This is a genomic window from Nocardioides sp. HB32 (assembly GCF_054058995.1).
In genome coordinates this window covers 3981396-4001885 of record NZ_JBSSBS010000001.1, presented here as the reverse complement: position 1 = coordinate 4001885, position 20490 = coordinate 3981396, and the positions used below count along the sequence as shown (strand labels likewise).

The following is a 20490-nucleotide window of genomic DNA, read 5'->3' as shown; positions in this document are numbered from 1 at the left end:
GGAGTTCCCCCCACGCCCTACGCTTGCGGACGATGAGCGACCACTCCGGCTCCGCGACGGGCGAGTACACCCACCGGCAGGTGCTGACCATCCTGTCCGGCCTGATGCTGGGCATGTTCCTCGGCGCCCTCGACCAGACCATCGTGTCCACGTCGATCCGCACCATCGCAGACGACCTCAACGGTCTGTCGGTGCAGGCCTGGGTGACGACGGCGTACCTGATCACCGCGACGATCACGACGCCGATCTACGGCAAGCTCGGCGACCTCTACGGCCGCAAGAAGCTGTTCATGTTCGCGATCAGCGTCTTCATCGTCGGCTCGGCGTTGTGCTCGTTCGCTAACTCGATGTACCAGCTCGCGGCGTTCCGTGCGGTCCAGGGCATCGGCGCCGGCGGCCTTTTCACGCTGGTCCTCGCGATCATCGGCGACATCGTGTCCCCTCGCGAGAGGGCCCGCTACTCGGGCTACTTCATGGCGATGTTCGGTACGTCGAGCGTGCTCGGCCCGCTGATCGGCGGGTTCTTCGCCGGCCAGGAGACGATCCTGGGGATCAGCGGGTGGCGCTGGGTCTTCCTCGTGAACGTCCCGATCGGCATCGCGGCCCTCTTCGTCGTGTTCCGCACGCTGCACGTGCACCACGACCGTCGCGACGTCCGGGTGGACTGGTGGGGCGCCGCCGCGCTGGTCGTCGGGCTGGTCCCGCTGCTGACCGTCGCCGAGCAGGGCCGCACCTGGGGCTGGGACTCGCCGCGCTCGGTCGCGTGCTTCGTCGTCGGAGCCCTCGGCGTGGTCGCGTTCTTCCTCGCCGAGCGCGCCATGGGCGATGCCGCGCTGATCCCGCTGCGGATCTTCCGGATCCGCGCCGCGTGGGTGACGATCTCGGCCAGCGTGATCGTCGGCGCGGCGATGTTCGGCGGCATCATGCTGCTGCCGCTCTACATGCAGATCGTGCACGGGGCCTCGCCGACCGAGTCCGGCCTGCTGATGCTGCCGATGGTGGTCGGCATGATGGCCGCGTCGATCGGGTCCGGCCAGTTCATCTCCCGCACCGGCCACGTCCGGCTGTTCCCGATCTTCGGCTCCGCGATCATCGTCACGGGCCTCGGCCTGCTCTCGCTGTGCGGTGCCGACACCCCGCTCGGCTGGGTGAGCGCCGCGATGTTCGTGCTCGGCATCGGCCTCGGCAACTGCATGCAGCCGCTGCTGCTGATCGTCCAGAGCGCGGTCCCGCCGGCCGAGATCGGGGTCGCGACCAGCTCGGCGACGTTCTTCCGCCAGATCGGTGGCACCCTCGGCGTCGCCGTTTTCCTGTCGGTGCTCTTCGGCAGCGTCGGCTCGAACATCGCGGACGCCATCAAGGTGGAGAGCCAGACACCGCAGTGGCAGCAGGCGGTCGCGGAGGGCCACGGGCTCGACCCGTCGGTGATCGCCCAGGTCCAGGACGACTCCTCGGTCATCGACCGGATGCACCCGGTCATCGCCCACCCGTTCAAGGTCGGCTTCGCCGAGTCCATGGACACCGTGTTCCTGCTGGCGGCCGGCATCGGGGTCCTCGCCTTCCTGATCCTGCTCCTGCTGCCGACCGTCGAGCTGCGGGCGACCTCCGCCAGCGTCGCGGCGCGCGCCCAGGCGGACGCCGCGGAACCCCAGCTCTGATCTGTTTGGATGGAGGCCATGAGCGACCAGACGATCGAGCCCGACATCGCCGACGCCGTTCAGCATGTGGCCAACCGGTACGGCGCCGCCGGCCTGGAGGACCTCATCGCCCGGGCGCAGGCGGCGCTGGACGAGGCCCGGCGTGCGTACGCCGAGCTGTCGCCGGACCCGGACTGACGGTTCGCTGCGACGACCGCTGCCGACGTAGGCTGGGGCGTTCCCCGAACCCCAGTGCTGCGAGGTAGCTCCATGTCCGCGCCCGTGAGCGTCTTCCCGCGACTCGAGCCCCGGCTCCCGTCGGTGTCGAAGCCGATCCAGTACGTCGGCGGTGAGCTCAACTCCACCGTCAAGGACTGGGACTGCGCCCCTGAGGGCGAGACCGTCCGCTGGGCGCTGATGTACCCGGACGCGTACGAGGTCGGGCTGCCCAACCAGGGCGTGCAGATCCTCTACGAGGTGCTCAACGAGCGCGAGTGGATCGTGGCCGAGCGCACCTACTCGGTGTGGCCGGACATGGAGAAGGTGATGCGGGCCGGAGACGAGCAGGGCAGCATCCCGCAGTTCACCGTCGACGCGCACCGGCCGGTGCGCGCGTTCGACGTCTTCGGCCTGAGCTTCTCCACCGAGCTCGGCTACACCAACATGCTCAACGCCCTCGACCTCGCCGGGATCCCGCTCCACGCGGCCGACCGCACGGAGGACGACCCGATCGTGCTCGCCGGCGGGCACGCGGCGTTCAACCCCGAGCCGATCGCCGACTTCCTCGACGCCGCCGTGCTCGGGGACGGCGAGGAGGTCGTGCTCGCGATCTCGGAGGTCGTCCGGGACTGGAAGGGCGAGGGCCGGCCGGGCGGCCGCGACGAGCTGCTCCGCCGGCTCGCGGTCAGCGGCAACATCTACGTGCCGCGCTTCTACGACGTCGTGTACGCCGAGGACGGCACCATCGAGGCCGTCGTCCCGAACCGCCCCGGCATCCCCTTCCGGGTCCGCAAGCACACGCTGATGGACCTCGACGCCTGGCCGTACCCGGCGAAGCCGCTGGTGCCGCTCGCCGAGACCGTCCACGAGCGCTTCTCCGTCGAGATCTTCCGCGGCTGCACCCGGGGCTGCCGGTTCTGCCAGGCAGGCATGATCACCCGCCCGGTCCGTGAGCGCTCCATCGGCACGATCGCCGACATGGTCGAGAACGGCATCCGCAAGTCCGGCTTCGAGGAGGTCGGCCTGCTGTCGCTCTCGAGCGCCGACCACACCGAGATCGGCGCGGTGGCCAAGGGCCTGGCCGACCGGTACGAAGGATCGAACGTCTCGCTCTCGCTGCCGTCGACCCGCGTCGACGCCTTCAACATCACGCTGGCCAACGAGTTCTCGCGCAACGGCCGGCGCTCCGGCCTCACGTTCGCGCCCGAGGGCGGCAGCGAGCGGATGCGACGGGTGATCAACAAGATGGTCACCGAGGAGGACCTGATCCGCACCGTGGCGACGGCGTACTCCCACGGCTGGCGGCAGGTGAAGCTCTACTTCATGGTCGGCCTGCCGACCGAGACCGACGAGGACGTGCTGCAGGTCGCCGAGCTCGCCAAGAAGGTGATCGCCAAGGGCCGCGAGGTGTCCGGGCGCAACGACATCCGCTGCACGGTCTCCATCGGCGGCTTCGTGCCGAAGCCGCACACGCCCTTCCAGTGGGCGGCCCAGCTCGACCACGAGACCACCGACGAGCGGCTGAAGAAGCTGCGCGACACCGTGCGGGACGACAAGCGGTTCGGCCGCGCGATCGGGTTCCGCTACCACGACGGGAAGCCCGGCACCATCGAGGGCCTGCTGTCCCGTGGCGACCGGCGGGTCGGCCGGATCATCGAGGCCGTCTGGCGCGACGGCGGCCGGTTCGACGGCTGGAGCGAGCACTTCTCCTACGACCGCTGGGTCACCGCCGCCGAGCAGGCGCTGGACGGGACCGGCGTCGACCTCGCCTGGTACACCACGCGGGAGCGGGAGTACGACGAGGTGCTGCCCTGGGACCACCTCGACTCCGGCCTGGACAAGGACTGGCTGTGGGCCGACTGGGAGGACGCGCTCGCGGCCGCGGACGGCGCCGACATCGAGGTCGAGGACTGCCGCTGGACGCCGTGCTACGACTGCGGCGTCTGCCCGGAGATGGGCACCGAGATCCAGATCGGTCCCACCGGCCAGACGCTGCTGCCCCTGTCGGTTGTCTGACGCCGGTCCGGTGCGTCAGGCCGGGTGCCCGGACGTCTCCGCGGTGGGCAGCTGGTCCTCGACCATCACCCTGCGGGAGACGTAGGCCGCGAGCGGGAACAACGGCAGCGCGAGCGCGAGCAGCAGCACCAGCGGCCACGTCCAGTCGCCGGTCGCGTCGTGCAGCACGCCCACGAGGAACGGGCCGACCGCGGCGATCAGGTAGCCGGTCGACTGGGTGAAGGCCGACAGCGAGGCGGTCCCCTCGGGGGTGCGGGCGCGCAGCCCGATCAGGGTGAGGATCAGCGGGAACGTCACCGTCGCGATGCCCACGATCACTGCCCACAGGATCGCGAGCGAGTGCGGGGCGATCATCAGGCCGACGAAGCCGACCGGGTACGCCGCGATCACGGCGAACAGCACCCGCCGGGGATCCTCGGTCCGCGCCAGCACGTTCGGCAGCCAGAGCGACAGCGGGATCGCCGTACCCGCGAGGACGCCGGCCAGGATGCCGGCGGTGGTCGCGGAGTAGCCGTTGTCACGCCACAGCTGGGCGAACCAGCCGAAGATCGCGTAGGCCTGCAACGACTGGAGCCCGAAGAACAGCGCCATCACCTGGCCGAGCCGGGTGCGGGCGACCTGGGTGAACGTGATCGTGCGGGGCGTGCGCTCGAGGTTGCGGTCGTGCGCCACCAGCGAGAGCCAGGGCAGAGCCGCGACGATCGCCAGCGCGGCCCACGCACCGAGCCCCCACCGCCAGCCGCCGAAAGCGTCGGAGACCGGGACCGTCAGCACCAGGGCCGCGGTCAGGCCGATCGACAGCGCGGTCGTGTAGATCGCGGTCACCCGGCCGATCCGGTCGGGGAAGTGCAGCTTGACCAGCGAGGGCAGCAGCACGTTCGCCATCGCCATCCCGCCCAGCGCGAGCAGGGAGAGCACCAGGAAGAGCGCCTCGCTGCCGGTGACCGCGCGGCCGAGCAGGCCGGCGACCGCGGCGATGATCGCGAGGAGGGTCACCCGGTGGATGCCGATCCGCCGCGCCGCCGCCGGGGCCAGCGCGCCGAACACCGCGAACGCGATCACCGGCAGCGACGTCAGCAGGCCCGCGACCGGTCCCGACATCCCGAACGAGTCGCGCACCTCCTTGAGCACCGGCCCGACACTCACGGCCGTCGGCCGGAGGTTGAAGGACAGCAGGACGATGCCGACCAGGACCAGGGCCGTCGCGCGGCGGGCGTTGGTGCTCACTCGCTCCATGCTCGCAGGGCGTCCGTCGGTGGTCTTCGGCAGGATGGACCACATGCGGACGGTGACGGACGGCGAGAGGCGACAACGGCTGGCCCGGAGGCACGCACTCGCGCCGGCGCACCACGCCGCCGACCCGCTCGAGGCCACCCGGGCGATGACCGTGCTGCACGCCACCGAGGCACCGTCGGTCTACCTGTCGCTGTGGGCGCGCGTCGACGGGCTCACCGTCGCGGACGTCGACCGCGCGCTGTACGACGACCGCAGCCTGGTCAAGCAGCTGGCGATGCGCCGCACCCTGTTCGTGTTCCCGCGGGACCTGCTGCCGGCCGCCTGGGGGAGTGCCTCGGCCCGGGTGGCGGCCGCCCACCGGGTCCGGCTGGCCAAGGACGTCGAGCGCGGTGGCGTCGCCACCGACGGCGCGGCCTGGGTCGACGCGGCCGAGGCGGCCGTCCTGGCCCGGCTCGCCGACGGCTCCGAGCTCTCCGCGTCCGAGCTGCGCGAGCAGGTGCCCGCGCTGGCGGGCCGGGTCGAGATGTCGCCGGGCAAGACCTACGGCGGCAGCTTCCCGATCGCGCCGCGCCTGCTCACCCAGCTCGGCGTCGAGGGCAAGATCGTGCGCGGGCACAACGGCGGTCACTGGCGCACGGCCCGGCCGCAGTGGACGGCGATGACGACCTGGCTGGGCGATCCCCCGGAGCCGCTGAAGGAGCGCGAGGGCTACGCCGAGCTGGTGCGCCGGTGGCTGGCGACCTTCGGACCCGGGACCGAGGCCGACCTGGTCTGGTGGCTCGGCTCGACCAAGACGGCCGTCCGCGCCGCCCTCGCCGACGTGGCCGCGGTGGAGGTCACGCTGGAGGACGGCACGGGCTGGGTGCTGCCGGACGACCCCGACGACCCCGACGACCCCGACGACCCCGGCGACCCCGACGACCCCGACGACCCGGTCGCGCCGTGGGCGGCGTTGCTGCCGGTGCTCGACCCGACGGTGATGGGCTGGAAGGAGCGCGGCTTCTACCTGGGCGACCACGGCCCGATGCTGTTCGACACCAACGGCAACGCCGGCACGACCGCCTGGTGGGACGGCCGGGTCGTCGGCTGCTGGGTGCAGGACCCCGACGGCGTCGTGAAGCTCAACCTGCTCGAGGACGTCGGTTCCGACGCCCGCGCCGCGCTGGACGCCGAGGCCTCCCGGCTGACCGGGTGGCTCGACGGCCACCGGGTCAGCACCGTCTACCCCTCGATTGCGATGAAGCAGGCCCTCGCCCCCTAACCTTGTGCGGTGCGTGACCAGCCCGAGCAGCAAGCCCCGCCCGTCCAGCGGCTGCGGATCCGCTACGCCAAGCGCGGGCGGCTCCGCTTCACCAGCCACCGGGACTTCAGCCGGGCGTTCGAGCGGGCCGTCTTCCGCGCCCGGGTGCCGATGGCGTACTCCTCGGGCTTCAACCCCCACCCCCGGATCTCGTACGCCGGGGCCTCGCCCACCGGATCGGCCAGCGAGGCGGAGTACCTCGAGATCGGCCTCGCCGAAGTGGTCGACCCGGCGGCGTTGCACGCCCGCCTCGCGGAGGCGCTGCCCGACGGGCTCGACGTGCTGGAGGTCGTCGAGTCCCCGGGCGGCTCGCTGGCCGACCGGCTCGAGGCCAGCCACTGGCTTCTGGACGTGGCCGCCCCGGTCGAGACCGCCGCGGCCGCCGTGACGGCGTTCCTGGACGCCGAGTCGGTGCCGGTCGAGCGGATGACCAAGAAGGGCCTGCGCCAGTTCGACTGCCGAGCCGCGGTCGTCGCCCTCGCGGCCGCGCCCCGCGAGGGCGGCACCCGCCTGGACCTGGTGCTGCGCCACGTCGAGCCCGCCGTCCGTCCCGACGACGTGCTGTCCGGGCTCGCCTCGGTCGGCGGCCTCGTGCTCGACGGCGCGCCGTTGCTCACCCGGCTCGCCCAGGGCCCGCTGGACCGGGCGACCGGAGAGGTCGGCGACCCGCTGCGGGTCTCGGAGTGAGGGAGTCCCGGGGTTCGTGTGCGATACTCGCCGTGGTCGCACCGGGCAGCCGTCCGGGACGACACGACGACGTTCTCGCCGGGCCCCCGTGGTCCGGCACACGTGTGACACGTTCGTCGCCAGACCGCGACGCGGCCCGGCAGGTCGGTGACAGCGACCCGCCACAGTGAACTGACTGAGGGCCCGGCGACCGCGGCAGGCGTACGTACGCGCCGCAGGTGACGCAGCCGCGGAGGGGTCGCCGCCACACGAAGGCTTTGCGTCAGCCGTCCTGAGTTCCCGGGCGGATGGCGTCGGACCGCCCGGGCGCGCAGCGCTGGGGCGCTAGGAGTGCAGCAATGGCCGACGACCTCCAGGTCGGATCAGACCAGACCACCGACGACGCGGCCCCGGCCGAGAAGCCGGTGAAGAAGACCGCGGCGAAGAAGGCCGCCAAGAAGGCGCCGGCCAAGAAGGCCGCCGCGAGGAAGACCGCGGCCAAGGCCGCGGCGCCGGCCGACGAGCCGCTCGACGTCACCGTCGACACCGCCGAGGCGCCCGCCAAGAAGGCGCCAGCGAAGAAGGCCGCCAAGAAGGCCGCCACCAAGAAGACCACCGCGAAGACCACCGCGAAGAAGAGCGCCGCGAAGGCTGTGGCGCCGGCCGAGGACGACCCGGCCGAGGGCGAGGCGCCCGTCGCCGGTGCGCCCGCGGTGCTGTTCCAGGCGCCGGAGACGACGCCGGAGACGACGCCCGCGAAGAAGTCGGCGGCCAAGAAGACGGCGGCGAAGAAGACCACCGCCAAGAAGGCCACCGCGAAGAAGGCCGACCCGGAGTCGGAGGCGCCCGCCGAGGCCGAAGCCCCTGCCGAGGAGGAGTCCGCCGACGCCGCCGAGGGAGACGGCACCGGCGCCCGCCGGCGCCGCCGCCGTGGCGGCCGCCGCCGCCGCAAGCCCGGCGGCGAGGGCGGCGACGCCCAAGCCGCCGAGGGCGAGGAGTCGGGCGACGACGAGGACGAGCAGGACGAGGAGTCCACCCCTGCCGAGGACGGCCACGGCGAGAGCACCTCGTCCCGCCGCCGGCGCCGTCGGCGTCGCTCCGGCGACGACAGTGACGGGAACGACGACCCCGACAACACCGTCACCCGGGTCCGCAGCCGCCGGTCCGCCGAGGACGAGATCACCGCGGTCTCCGGCTCGACCCGCCTCGAGGCCAAGAAGCAGCGCCGGCGCGAGGGCCGCGAGGCAGGCCGCCGTCGCGCCCCGATCGTCAGCGAGGCGGAGTTCCTCGCCCGGCGCGAGTCCGTGGACCGCGTCATGGTGATCCGCCAGCGCGACGAGCTCACCCAGATCGGCGTCCTCGAGGACCGCGTCCTGGTCGAGCACTACGTCGCCCGCGAGTCCCAGACCTCCCTGATCGGCAACGTCTACCTCGGCCGGGTCCAGAACGTGCTGCCCTCCATGGAGGCGGCGTTCATCGACATCGGCAAGGGCCGGAACGCGGTCCTGTACGCCGGCGAGGTGAACTGGTCCTCGCTGGGCCACAAGGACGGCCAGCCGCGCAAGATCGAGTCCGTGCTGTCGTCGGGCCAGACCGTGCTCGTGCAGGTCACCAAGGACCCGATCGGCCACAAGGGTGCCCGGCTGACCAGCCAGGTCAGCCTGGCCGGCCGCTTCCTCGTGTACGTGCCCGACGGCACCACCAGCGGCATCTCCCGCAAGCTCCCGGACACCGAGCGCAACCGCCTCAAGGCGCTGCTCAAGGAGATCGTCCCGGACAGCGCCGGCGTGATCGTGCGCACCGCCGCCGAGGGGGCCAGCGAGGACGAGCTCACCCGCGACGTGGAGCGGCTCAAGGCCCGCTGGGAGGACATCGAGCGCAAGGCCAAGGGCAGTGCGCCGCAGCTCCTCTACGGCGAGCCCGACCTCACGCTCAAGGTCGTCCGCGACCTGTTCACCGAGGACTTCTCCCGGTTGGTCATCCAGGGCGACGACGCCTGGGAGACCGTGCAGAGCTACGTCCAGCACGTGGCGCCGGACCTCGAGAAGCGACTCGAGCGCTACGAGCCCGGCGAGCACGGCCGCGGCGGCAAGGCGGACGTGTTCGCCGAGTACCGCATCGACGAGCAGATCGCCAAGGGGCTGGACCGCAAGGTCTGGCTCCCGTCGGGCGGCTCGCTGGTCATCGACCGCACCGAGGCGATGACGGTCGTCGACGTCAACACCGGCAAGTTCACCGGCTCCGGGGGCAACCTCGAGGAGACGGTCACCAAGAACAACCTGGAGGCGGCCGAGGAGATCGTCCGGCAGCTCCGGCTCCGCGACATCGGCGGCATCATCGTCGTCGACTTCATCGACATGGTCCTGGAGTCCAACCGCGACCTGGTCCTGCGGCGGATGGTCGAGTGCCTGGGCCGGGACCGCACCCGTCACCAGGTCGCCGAGGTGACCTCGCTCGGCCTGGTGCAGATGACCCGCAAGCGGATCGGCACCGGCCTGCTCGAGGCGTTCAGCGAGACCTGCGAGCACTGCCAGGGCCGGGGCGTGATCGTCCACGAGCACCCGGTCGAGCCGCGGCGCGGCGACGACGAGTCGCGGCGCCCGAGCAGTGGCGGTCGCCGCGGTCGCCGCGGTCGCGGCGAGGGCGAGCAGCAGTCGCAGCAGAAGGACGCCCCCAAGGCGGCACCGTCGCCCAAGGACGTGGCGGCGATGGCCAAGCCGGAGAACGGCGACCACGCCCCGTTCGACGAGCCGTTCGACGAGCCGTTCGACCAGCCGTTCGAGCAGCCGGCCGCCGAGCCGGTCGACGAGCCGGCCCAGCAGCCGGCCGCCGAGCCCGAGAAGCCCCAGGTCAGCACCCGCAGCCGCCGACGGAGCGCCAGCCGCCCGGCCGGCGAGCCGGAGGCCGACGCCGAGCCCGCCGAGGAGCCGGCCGAGGAGCCGGTGGAGCAGCCGGTCGAGCAGCCTCCCGCCGAGCCCGAGAAGCCGCAGGTCAGCACCCGCAGCCGCCGACGGAGCGCCAGCCGCCCGGCCGGCGAGCCGGAGGCCGTCGTCGCAACGCCCGAGCCCGTCGTGGCGCCGGTGGTGGAGCCGGTGGTCGAGGACGCTCCCGAGGAGGTCCCGGCCGCGCCGGAGCCGCCCAAGGTCGTGACGCGCACCCGCCGTCGTGCGGCCAGTCGTCCGGCCGGTCCGCCGGTGCGTGAGGAGCTGCCGGCTCCGGTCGGGACCCTCGGCAGCGTCGGCGCTCCGCCGGTGGACGGTGCCGTGGAGCCCGGTACGGCCGCTGCCGAGCCGGGCTCCGAGCCCGGTGTGGACGGCGACCACCCCCACATCGAGCACGTGCCGATCAAGAAGAAGGGCTCCCGGAAGCGCTGACCTCGTCCTCGGCAGCGGGGTCCGGCGCCGAGCGCCGGAGACCGGGCGTGTTCGCGACGGTGACCGCCACCGAGGCCAGGGCCATCAGGCCCATGGCGTGGGCGGGGGAGACCCTGGTCGCGGCCAGGCCGCCGAGCAGCGCACCGATCGCCTGCCAGACCATCAGCCCGGTGCCGTAGAGCCCCATGGCCTGGCCGTGGACGGCGTCGTCGGTCCGGGCGAACAGCCGCTCCTGCAGCGGCAGCGACGCGGCGTACCCGACCGACGCCACGAACGCCACGACCACGGTGACCCCGGCGGGCGGGCTCAGCAGCAGGAGCAGGTACGGCGCGGCCAGCGTGATCCGCAGCGGCCCGATCAGCCGGTCCCGCAGGTGGTGGGGCACGAACCGCCCGACGACCAGGTCGCCGAGCATCATGCCGGCGGCGGCCGCGGCGAACAGGTAGCCGGCGGTCGAGCCGTGCCCGTAGGGGACGTAGAGCGCCTCGGCGCCGACCACCAGGCCGTTGGGCACCCACATCGCGACGTACAGGGGCCGGGTCACCACGGAGCTGAGCAGCAGCCGGTTCACCCGGGCGGTGCGTCGCACGACGCTGCCCCCGCCCGTGCCCCGGGCCGGCCGGTCGCGGAGCCCGAGCCGCAGGTTGACCAGGCACACGGCGTCCGCGACGGCGGCGACGAGGAACAGGTCCCGCGGGGAGAGCCACAGCAGCGCGAGGCCGCCGAGTCCGTAGCCGACCACCTGCATGCCGCCCACGGCCAGGTTCAGCGCGGACCGGGCCAGCACGTACGAGCCCTCCGGCACCACGTCGCGCACCACGACCCACTGGGTGCCGGAGAACATCGCGTTGACGACGTAGGGGATCGCCAGGAGCACGAAGCGGCCCTGCCACGGCACGCCGGGCACCGCCTGCAGCGCGTTCGCGACCATCGGCGCGGCCATCTGCCACAGCAGCGCGGTCCGCGGCCGCACCGAGTCCGAGCTCGCGAGGAGCAGCTGGGAGGCGACCAGCGACACCAGGGGCCCGCCGAACATCGCCATCGCGGTGAGCACCGGTGAGCCGGTCGCCTCGTAGGTGATCGTGCCGAGCGCGAGCCCGGACGCGGCCACCGAGAGCATCACGACGCAGCGGTTGACGAACAGCACCCGGAACTCCGGCATCCCGAACAGCTGGCGGTACGTCGACACGCTCGGAAGTCTGCGAGGCCCGGGCACCGGTGCGACAATCATTCGCGAGGAGGCGAAACATGGGGACGTGGCTAGTGCCGGCCGACCTGCTCGCGCGCAGCAGGTTCCAGGTCTCACCGCTGGCCGAGACGGTGGCGGCGCTGACCGTGCTCGACGCGCCGGAGCCGCCCGGCGTGCCCTGGCAACGGACGTTCCACGTCACCCACCGTGAGGCGTACGCCGAGATGCTCGCCGACGACCCGCTCCGCGGCGCGATCTCCGGGTGGCTGTGGCGGCCTCGGCGGGGGTCGGTCCCGGGGTGGATGGGCGACTTCCTCACGGCGCCGCCGCTCGGCCCGGGCGCGTCGTTCGCCACCGAGCTCGCCCAGCTCGACGCCTGGGACGACGCGCGGATCCGGGCCGAGATCCGCACGATGCGGCCGGACGTGCCGCTTCCGGCGCTCCTGGAGGGCGGTGGCCTGCGGGCGGCGGTCGCCGCGATCCTGGCCTGGGTCTGGACCGCGACGGTGGCCGCGGACTGGCCGAGACGACGCCGGGTCCTGGAGGCGGACATCGTGTCCCGGACCGCACGGCTCGCGACCCAGGGGTGGGCGGGCGTCGTCCCGACGCTGGGCCGCCGGATGGACTGGAAGGGCGGCGGTCACCTCCAGATCAACTCCTACGACCTGCCCACCCGGGACCTCTCGGCCGCACGGGAGCTCACCTTCGTGCCGGTGCACAGCAACGGACAGTGGGTCGCCTGGGACCTGCCCGAGCGGTTCGCGGTCGTCTACCCGGTCACCGGCGCGCAGGCACCCGTCGACCGGGGCGCCGCGGACGGCCTGGCGCGGCTGGTCGGCACCAACCGGGCCCGGGTGCTGGTGCTGCTCGACGAGCCGCACTCGACCACCCAGCTGGCGGCGCTGACCGGCCTGCCCCTGGGCGCGGTCGGCAACCATCTCCGGGTGCTCCTGGACGCCGGGGCGGTGCTGCGCCGGCGATCGGGGCGGGAGGTGCTCTACTGGAGGACCTCGCTCGGGGACGGGCTGGTCGCGGCCGGGCGGTGACGTTTTGCCCGATCAGGCGTGGATCCGTAGTATTGACCCTCGGTGCGCGCTCTGGAGTGCGCCCAGTCTGTGCGGCGCCGCCCGAGCGTTGCGCCCCAGAACCTGATCAGGCTCGGAATCGACGAAGGAGACCGCGGTGTACGCGATCGTGCGCGCAGGCGCCACCCAGCAGAAGGTTGCCGTCGGCGACGTCATCGAGATCGACAAGATCGCGACCGAGGTGGGCGACTCGGTGACCCTGCCGGTGGTCCTCGTCGTGGACGGCGAGACGGTCACCTCCGACGCCACGAAGCTCGGCAAGGCCTCCGTCACCGCCGAGGTCCTCGGCGCCACCAAGGGCCCCAAGATCATCATCCAGAAGTACAAGAACAAGACCGGTTACAAGAAGCGCCAGGGGCACCGCCAGAAGTACACCCAGGTCAAGGTCACCGCGATCAACGCCTGATCGCCCACGACGATTCTGACGACTCCGAAGGACTGAACAGATGGCACACAAGAAGGGCGCGGCGTCCACCAAGAACGGCCGCGACTCCAACTCCCAGCGGCTCGGCGTCAAGCGGTACGGCGGCCAGGTCGTCAACGCCGGCGAGATCATCGTCCGCCAGCGCGGCACCCACTTCCACCCGGGCAGCGGCGTCGGCCGCGGCGGTGACGACACCCTGTTCGCGCTCGTCGCGGGTGCCGTCGAGTTCGGCACGCGGCGCGGTCGCCGCGTCGTGAACATCGTCCCGGGCGAGTGACCTGACGCTCGCACCCACGCTTCATCGCAGAACGGGCGTCCCGCATCCGGGACGCCCGTTCCTGCATTTCGAGAAACCGAGAGAGTAGGCATCATGGCCGTTCCCACCTTCGTCGACCGGGTGTCGCTGCACGTCAGCGCCGGCCGCGGCGGGCACGGCGTGGCGTCAGTGCACCGTGAGAAGTTCAAGCCGCTCGGTGGACCCGACGGCGGCAACGGCGGCCCCGGCGGCTCGGTGATCCTCCGGGTCGACCCCGACGTCACCACGCTGCTGGCCTACCACCACAGCCCCAAGCGCAGCGCGGAGTCCGGGGGCCACGGCGCCGGTGACCACAAGAACGGCGGGCACGGCGCGGACCTCGTGCTGCCCGTCCCCGACGGCACCGTGGTCACCGACCCGCAGGGCAACGTCCTGGCCGACATGGTCGGACCCGGCACTGAGCTCGTGGTCGCCCAGGGCGGCCGGGGTGGCCTCGGCAACGCGGCGCTGGCCAGCTCCAAGCGCAAGGCGCCCGGCTTCGCGCTGCTCGGTGAGCCCGGCGACGAGCTCGAGATCGTCCTCGAGCTCAAGGTGGTCGCCGACATCGGCCTGGTCGGCTTCCCCAGCGCCGGCAAGTCCAGCCTGATCGCCGCGATCTCGCGCGCCCGGCCCAAGATCGCCGACTACCCGTTCACCACGCTGGTCCCGAACCTCGGGGTCGTCACCGCGGGCGACACGACGTTCACCGTCGCCGACGTGCCCGGGCTGATCGAGGGCGCGAGCGACGGTCGCGGCCTCGGCCACGACTTCCTGCGCCACATCGAGCGCTGCGCGGCGCTGGTCCACGTCATCGACACCGCGAGCATCGAGCCCGGTCGGAACCCGGTCGACGACCTCGACGTGATCGAGAACGAGCTGGCGCGGTATGGCGGCCTGGAGGACCGGCCGCGACTCGTGGCGCTGAACAAGATCGACGTCCCCGACGGGCGCGACATCGCGTCGTTCGTGGTCGACGAGCTGCGGGCCCGTGGGCTGGACGTCTTCGAGGTCTCCGCGGCCTCCGGCGAGGGGATGCGCGAGCTCACCTTCGCGATGGCCGGGATCGTCCGGTCCGCGCGGGCGGCGAAGCCCGCCGTCGAGGCGACCCGGATCGTGCTACGCCCGCCCTCGGCGGACGGCAAGGACGAGTTCACCGTGACCCGGACCGCGGACGGCTGGCAGGTGCGGGGCGAGAAGCCCGAGCGCTGGATCCGGCAGACCGACTTCAGCAACGACGAGGCGGTCGGCTTCCTCGCGGACCGGCTCAACCGGCTCGGCGTCGAGACCCGCCTGGTGCAGATGGGCGCGGAGGAGGGCGACGCCGTCCTCATCGGCCATCCCGACAACGCCGTGGTCTTCGACTTCAAGCCCGGCATCGACGCCGGAGCGGAGATCCTCAGCCGCCGTGGCGAGGACCAGCGCTTCGACGACTCGCGTCCCGCAGCCCGTCGCCGCCGCGCCATCGACGAGGCCATGGACGACCGCGCCGAGGGTGAGACCCGGGCCGACGTCGCCCGCCGGCTCGACCGGCCGGTGACCGCGGGACCCACGTCGTACGAGATCGGCAGCGCCGACGACCCCGACTGGGCCGAGCAGGACCCGGGGGACGACGCGGACGGATGAGCACGCGCAGCGAGGTGACCGGGGCGAAGCGGGTCGTCGTCAAGGTCGGGTCCTCGTCCCTGACGACCGCTGCCGGCGGCATCGACCCCGCCCGGGTCCGCGACCTCGTCGACGTGCTGGCGAGGCTGCGCGCCTCCGGCAAGGAGGTGGTGCTGGTGTCCTCGGGCGCGATCGCCGCCGGACTGGCGCCGCTCGGACTCACCACGCGGCCCAAGGCACTCCCGGCCCAGCAGGCCGCCGCCTCGGTCGGACAGGGACTGCTCGTGCACCGCTACACCGAGGAGCTCGCCCGGCACGGCGTGATCGTCGGCCAGGTGCTGCTCACCGTGGACGACGTCACCCGGCGCTCCCACTACCGCAACGCCTACCAGACGTTCGCGAAGCTGCTCGACCTGGGCGTGCTCCCGATCGTCAACGAGAACGACACCGTCGCGACCAGCGAGATCCGGTTCGGCGACAACGACCGGCTCGCCGCCCTGGTCGCGCACCTGGTGCACGCCGACCTGCTGGTGCTGCTCTCCGACGTCGACGGCCTGTACGACGCCAACCCGTCGAGGCCGGGCAGCTCGCTGCTGCCCGACGTCGTGTCGGTCGACGACCTGACCGACGTACGCATCGGGAAGACGGGTGCGGCCGGCCTCGGCTCGGGCGGCATGCAGACCAAGGTCGACGCCGCCCGGATCGCGACCGGCGCCGGCATCCCCGTCGTGCTCACTGCGGCCGACCGCGCGGGCGCGGCGCTGGCGGGGGAGCCGGTCGGGACGCTCTTCCACACCACCGGCCGCCGCCGGCCCACGCGGCTGCTGTGGCTGGCGCACGCGACCGAGCCGAAGGGCACGCTGGTGCTCGACGCCGGCGCGGTCAGGGCCGTGGTGGAGCGGCGCGCCTCGCTGCTCGCGGCCGGGATCACCGGCGTCGAGGGCACGTTCCACGCCGGCGAGCCGGTCGACCTCGCCGGGCCTGACGGCACACCGGTCGCCCGGGGGCTGGTGAACTTCGACGCCGAGGAGATCCCGGCGCTGCTCGGCCGCACCTCGCACGACCTGAAGCGCGAGCTCGGCGCGGAGTACGAGCGTGAGGTCGTCCACCGCGACGACCTGGTGCTGCTCTGACTCGACCGCTCGAGCAGCGACACCGGTAGGTTCGCCTCCGTGCCGGTGCGTCGTCTCGTCCTCGGGGTCGTCGTCGCCCTGCTGCTCGGGCCGGCGCTCGTCCTGACCGTCGACCGGCTCGTCGAGCCGCACGCGTCGTTCTGGCTCCTGCTCGAGGGCTTCACCCCGCTCGCGATCATCCTGTACGGCGGGGCGGCGCTGGTGCTCGGCGTACGCCTGCTGTTCGTGCGGACCCGGGCGACCTGGGCCGCGGCGGCGGTGGCGCTCGCCGGGCTGGTCCTGCACTGCTGGTGGTTCGCACCGCAGGTGACCGGTCCGAACCCACCCCCGGCCGCCGGCGCCGAGCCGCTCGTCGTGATGAACGCGAACATCGCGCAGGACGACGGCGACCCCATCGAGCTGGTCCGGATGGCCGGCGAGGAGGACGTCGACCTGCTGGTCGTCGAGGAGATCACCGCCGCCGACCTGGCCGACCTGGACCGCTCCGGCATCGCCGACCTGCTGCCGTACCGCGTGGGCGAGCCCGGGACCGAGAGCGACGGGACGATGGTCTTCTCGCGCACCGAGCCCGGGCCGGCCGAGCGTCTCGACACCTGGCACGAGGGCTGGATCTTCTCGCTGGGGGACCTCACGGTGATCGCCACCCATCCCCAGGCGCCGACACTTCCCGACGTCTGGGCCGACGACCACGCGGCCCTGCTCGACGCCGTGCGCGGGCAGCGCCCCGACCTCGTCGTCGGGGACCTCAACGCGACCGCCGACCACGGCCCGATGCGGGCGCTGGCCGACGCCGGCTACCGCGACGTGGGCGAGCTCGCCAACGAGGGCTGGCAGCCCACCTGGCCGGCGAACGACCGGTTCACCCTGGTGCCCTGGCTCGGCCACCCGATGGCGCAGATCGACCACGTGCTGGTCGGTCCCCGGATGGCGGCGATCCGCATGAACACGGACCCGATCCCGGGCAGCGACCACCGCGCCGTCGTCGCGGAGGTGGCACGGAGGTGAACGCCCGCGGCGCGGGCCGTACGCTGGTCGGTGCGATGAACACAGAGCCCGATCCCCGCAGGACCGTCTACCTCGACCACGCCGCGACCACACCGATGGTCCCCGCGGCTGTCGAGGCGATGACCGCCCACCTGCTCGAGGTCGGCAACGCCAGCGCGCTGCACGCCTCCGGCCGGCACGCCCGGCGGATCGTCGAGGAGTCCCGGGAGACCATCGCCCAGGCGCTGAACTGCCGGCCCGGCGAGGTCGTCTTCACCTCCGGCGGGACCGAGGCCGACAACCTCGCGGTCAAGGGCATCTACTGGGCACGGCGCGCCGGCGACCCCCGGCGCACCCGCGTCCTCAGCACCGCCGTCGAGCACCACGCGGTCCTCGACACGCTGCACTGGCTCGCCGACGCCGAGGGCGCCGGGGTCGAGCTGCTGCCGGTCGACCAGCGCGGCCGGCTCGACGTCGATGCGCTGCGGGCCTCGGTCGAGCGCGATCCGGCGTCGGTCGCGATGGTCTCGGTGATGTGGGCGAACAACGAGGTCGGCACCATCCAGCCGATCGACGAGGTCGTCGCGATCGCCGCCGAGCACGGCATCCCCGTCCACACCGACGCGGTGCAGGCCGTCGGCCACGTGCCCGTCGACTTCGCGGCCTCCGGCGTCGACGCCCTGACCCTCACCGGGCACAAGCTGGGCGGGCCGTACGGCGTGGGCGCGCTCGTCGTCGGCCGCGAGGTCGAGGTGAGCCCGCTCGTGCACGGCGGCGGCCAGGAGCGCGACATCCGCAGCGGCACCCTGGACACCCCGGCGATCGCCGGGTTCGCGGCCGCGGTCGAGCTCGCGGTCAAGCAGCAGGGCGAGCACGCGGCCCGGATCGGCGCGCTCCGCGACGACCTGGTCCGCCGGGTGATCGAGGCGGTCCCGGACGCGCATGTCCACGGGCACCCGACCGAGCGGCTGCCCGGCAACGCCCACCTCGGGTTCCCAGGCTGCGAGGGCGACTCGCTGCTGATGCTGCTCGACGCGCGCGGGATCGAGTGCTCGACGGGGTCGGCCTGCTCGGCCGGCGTACCGCAGCCGTCGCACGTGCTGCTCGCGATGGGCTGCGACGAGGACCAGGCGCGGCACTCGCTGCGGTTCACCCTCGGTCACACCACGACCGCCGCCGACGTGGACGCGGTCGTCGAGGCCATCGTCCCCGTCGTCGAACGAGCCCGGGCAGCCAGGCGATGAGGGTCGTCGCTGCCATGTCCGGCGGCGTCGACTCCGCCGTCGCCGCGGCACGTGCCGCCGAGGCCGGCCACGACGTCACCGGCATCCACCTCGCGCTCTCGCGCAACCCGCAGTCCTACCGCACCGGCGCCCGTGGCTGCTGCACGATCGAGGACGCGAACGACGCCCGGCGCGCGGCCGATGTGATCGGCATCCCGTTCTACGTGTGGGACCTCAGCGACCGGTTCCACGAGGACGTCGTCGAGGACTTCATGGACGAGTACGCCGCCGGACGCACCCCGAACCCCTGCCTGCGCTGCAACGAGAAGATCAAGTTCGCGGCCGTCCTCGACCGGGCGCTGGCCCTGGGGTTCGACGCGGTGGCCACCGGCCACTACGCCCGGCTGCGGACCGGCCCCGACGGGCTGATCGAGATGCACCGCGCGGTCGACCACGGCAAGGACCAGTCCTACGTGCTCGGCGTCCTCGACCAGAACCAGCTCGCGCACTCGCTGTTCCCGCTCGGCGGCTCCACGAAGGCCGACGTCCGGGCCGAGGCAGCCGAGCGCGGCCTGCTGGTCGCCGACAAGCCGGACAGCCACGACATCTGCTTCGTCGCGGACGGCGACAACGCGGGCTGGCTCCGCGAGAAGCTCGGCGACCGGGCGCCCAACCAGGGCGGCGACATCGTGGACGAGGCCGGCGCCGTGGTCGGCTCCCACGAGGGCACCTACGCGTTCACGATCGGCCAGCGGCGCGGGCTCCGGCTCGGCCGGCCGGCGCCGGACGGCAGGCCGCGGTTCGTGCTCGACATCGAGCCGGTGTCCGGCACGGTCACCGTCGGACCGCGTGAGCGGCTCGCGGTGCACCGGCTGACCGGCATCCGCCCGCGCTGGTGCGGGACCGTCCCGCGGCAGCTGTCCGGCACCGTCCAGCTGCGCGCCCACGGCGTCGAGCTGCCGGCCCGGACGACCGTGGGTGCCACCGTGGACATCGAGCTCCTCGAGCCGGCGTACGGCATCGCTCCCGGCCAGGCCGCCGTCCTGTACGACGGCACCCGCGTCGTCGGCTCCGCGACGATCGCCGCGACCGCATGACGGCCGCGACCGGCGTCGGCTCCTACCCGGGAGAGGACTTCCATGAGGCGATCGCGATCGTCCTCGGCGAGCTCGCCCAGGACCAGCGCGGCCTGCCGCACCTGCCCGAGCTGCCCGACCGCGGTGCGGTCGCCGGCCTCACCGGCCGCGGGCTGGCGGTCGTCGCCGAGCTCGGCGCCGACCTCCAGCCGGCCGGGTGGCGGCTCACCGGCGGCGGCGCCGGCGTCGACCACCGTCGCGCCCGCAGCCTGCTCGCGCAGGACCTGGATGCCGTGGAGGAGCGTGCGGAGGGCTGGACGGGCCCGTTCAAGATCCAGGTCCCGGGGCCGTGGACGCTCGCGGCGACGGTCGAGAGGCCGCGCGGCGACAAGATCCTCGCCGACCACGGCGCCCGCCGCGACCTGGCCCAGGCGCTCGCCGAGGGCGTGCGCGGGCACGTGTCCGACGTACGCCGGCGGCTGCCGGGCGTGGACCGGCTCGTGGTGCAGGTGGACGAGCCTGCGCTGGCCGCGGTGCTCGACGCCCGGGTGCCGACCGCCTCCGGGTTCGGCCGGCACCGCAAGGTCGACGCGCCCGAGGCGTCGCAGGCGCTGGCGTGGGTGCTCGACGCGGTCGCCGGCGAGGGGGCCGAGCCGTGGGTGCACACCTGCGCGCCCGGGACGCCGCTGGACCTGCTGCGCGGCGCCGGCGCTCGGGCCCTCTCGGTCGACCTGACCGTGCTGTCGGCCGCCGACCACGACGTGCTCGGCGAGGCCCTCGAGGCGGGCGAGACCGTCGCGCTCGGCGTGGTCCCGGGGACCGACCCCGCCGACGAACCGACCGACGCGGGGCTCACCGAGTCGGTGCTGCGCTGGCTGGACATGCTCGGTCTCGACCCCGGTGAGGTGGGCGAACAGCTCGTCCTGACGCCCGCCTGCGGGCTGGCCGGCGCGTCGCCGGCGTGGGTGCGCCGGGCGCTCGCCCTGGTCCGGTCGGCAGCCGGGAACCTGACGGCCTGACCCCGTCCCCGC

Annotated in this window: 16 protein-coding genes and 1 pseudogene; 15 read left to right on the top strand and 2 right to left on the bottom strand. The window is 73.2% G+C overall.

What is annotated here, in order from left to right; all coding sequences use genetic code 11:
- Window positions 1-32 precede the first annotated feature (32 nt).
- The 3 genes from ACVW2K_RS20075 to ACVW2K_RS20065 all read left to right on the top strand — a co-directional run bounded on the left by ACVW2K_RS20075 (window position 33) and on the right by ACVW2K_RS20065 (window position 3872).
- The gene (locus ACVW2K_RS20075) at window positions 33-1658 is read left to right on the top strand and encodes an MDR family MFS transporter (RefSeq protein ID WP_028636268.1); all 1626 of its coding nucleotides are present in this window, start codon (window positions 33-35) and stop codon (window positions 1656-1658) included.
- An 18-nt stretch (window positions 1659-1676) separates the two neighbouring features.
- A complete protein-coding gene (locus ACVW2K_RS20070; protein ID WP_155991956.1) occupies window positions 1677-1835 on the top strand; it encodes a hypothetical protein in 159 nt (52 codons plus the stop codon).
- Between the two features lie 72 nt (window positions 1836-1907).
- Window positions 1908-3872 (top strand): TIGR03960 family B12-binding radical SAM protein, encoded by a 1965-nt coding sequence (locus tag ACVW2K_RS20065; RefSeq protein ID WP_457203716.1) that lies wholly within the window; start codon window positions 1908-1910, stop codon window positions 3870-3872.
- A 15-nt stretch (window positions 3873-3887) separates the two neighbouring features.
- Here the strand turns inward: ACVW2K_RS20065 and ACVW2K_RS20060 are convergent, their stop codons facing one another.
- Window positions 3888-5108 carry an MFS transporter gene (locus ACVW2K_RS20060; RefSeq protein WP_442937140.1) on the bottom strand — a complete coding sequence of 407 codons (1221 nt, stop codon included), beginning with the start codon at window positions 5106-5108 and terminating at the stop codon, window positions 3888-3890.
- A gap of 43 nt (window positions 5109-5151) precedes the next feature.
- Here ACVW2K_RS20060 and ACVW2K_RS20055 point away from each other — a divergent pair, with 43 nt between their 5' ends.
- The 3 genes and pseudogenes from ACVW2K_RS20055 to ACVW2K_RS20045 form a co-directional block, all read left to right on the top strand.
- Window positions 5152-6369: a winged helix DNA-binding domain-containing protein gene (locus ACVW2K_RS20055; protein WP_457203715.1), complete on the top strand. Its 1218-nt coding sequence runs from the start codon at window positions 5152-5154 to the stop codon at window positions 6367-6369.
- A 9-nt stretch (window positions 6370-6378) separates the two neighbouring features.
- The gene (locus ACVW2K_RS20050; protein WP_028636265.1) at window positions 6379-7095 is read left to right on the top strand and encodes a TIGR03936 family radical SAM-associated protein; all 717 of its coding nucleotides are present in this window, start codon (window positions 6379-6381) and stop codon (window positions 7093-7095) included.
- Window positions 7096-7898: 803 nt separating this feature from the next.
- Window positions 7899-10448 (top strand): annotated as a pseudogene (locus ACVW2K_RS20045) (Rne/Rng family ribonuclease); the annotation flags it as partial.
- On the opposite strand, the gene ACVW2K_RS20040 reads toward ACVW2K_RS20045, so the two are convergent.
- Window positions 10420-11637 carry an MFS transporter gene (locus tag ACVW2K_RS20040; RefSeq protein ID WP_457203714.1) on the bottom strand — a complete coding sequence of 406 codons (1218 nt, stop codon included), beginning with the start codon at window positions 11635-11637 and terminating at the stop codon, window positions 10420-10422. The pseudogene ACVW2K_RS20045 and the gene ACVW2K_RS20040 sit on opposite strands and share 29 nt — an antisense overlap.
- A 59-nt stretch (window positions 11638-11696) precedes the next feature.
- On the opposite strand from ACVW2K_RS20040, the gene ACVW2K_RS20035 reads away from it, so the two are divergent.
- The 9 genes from ACVW2K_RS20035 (at window position 11697) to ACVW2K_RS19995 (ending at window position 20478) form a co-directional block, all read left to right on the top strand.
- Entirely contained in the window at window positions 11697-12683 is a 987-nt protein-coding gene (locus ACVW2K_RS20035; RefSeq protein WP_457203713.1) for a helix-turn-helix domain-containing protein, read from the top strand.
- A gap of 136 nt (window positions 12684-12819) precedes the next feature.
- Window positions 12820-13128 carry a 50S ribosomal protein L21 gene (rplU, locus tag ACVW2K_RS20030; protein ID WP_028636262.1) on the top strand — a complete coding sequence of 103 codons (309 nt, stop codon included), beginning with the start codon at window positions 12820-12822 and terminating at the stop codon, window positions 13126-13128.
- Between the two features lie 40 nt (window positions 13129-13168).
- Window positions 13169-13423, top strand: coding sequence for a 50S ribosomal protein L27 (rpmA, locus tag ACVW2K_RS20025; RefSeq protein WP_028636261.1), 255 nt, complete (start codon window positions 13169-13171; stop codon window positions 13421-13423).
- Between the two features lie 93 nt (window positions 13424-13516).
- Window positions 13517-15064: a GTPase ObgE gene (gene obgE / locus ACVW2K_RS20020; protein WP_457203712.1), complete on the top strand. Its 1548-nt coding sequence runs from the start codon at window positions 13517-13519 to the stop codon at window positions 15062-15064.
- Entirely contained in the window at window positions 15061-16176 is a 1116-nt protein-coding gene (proB, locus tag ACVW2K_RS20015) for a glutamate 5-kinase (RefSeq protein WP_028636259.1), read from the top strand. The genes obgE and proB overlap by 4 nt, the downstream gene beginning before the upstream one ends.
- A 39-nt stretch (window positions 16177-16215) precedes the next feature.
- Window positions 16216-17181 (top strand): endonuclease/exonuclease/phosphatase family protein, encoded by a 966-nt coding sequence (locus ACVW2K_RS20010; RefSeq protein WP_457203711.1) that lies wholly within the window; start codon window positions 16216-16218, stop codon window positions 17179-17181.
- Window positions 17182-17216: 35 nt separating this feature from the next.
- Window positions 17217-18404 carry a cysteine desulfurase family protein gene (locus ACVW2K_RS20005; protein WP_457203710.1) on the top strand — a complete coding sequence of 396 codons (1188 nt, stop codon included), beginning with the start codon at window positions 17217-17219 and terminating at the stop codon, window positions 18402-18404.
- Window positions 18401-19480, top strand: coding sequence for a tRNA 2-thiouridine(34) synthase MnmA (gene mnmA, locus ACVW2K_RS20000; protein ID WP_457203709.1), 1080 nt, complete (start codon window positions 18401-18403; stop codon window positions 19478-19480). Before ACVW2K_RS20005 ends, mnmA begins: the two co-directional genes overlap by 4 nt.
- Window positions 19477-20478 carry a methionine synthase gene (locus ACVW2K_RS19995; RefSeq protein ID WP_457203708.1) on the top strand — a complete coding sequence of 334 codons (1002 nt, stop codon included), beginning with the start codon at window positions 19477-19479 and terminating at the stop codon, window positions 20476-20478. The genes mnmA and ACVW2K_RS19995 overlap by 4 nt, the downstream gene beginning before the upstream one ends.
- The last annotated feature ends 12 nt before the right edge of the window (window positions 20479-20490 follow it).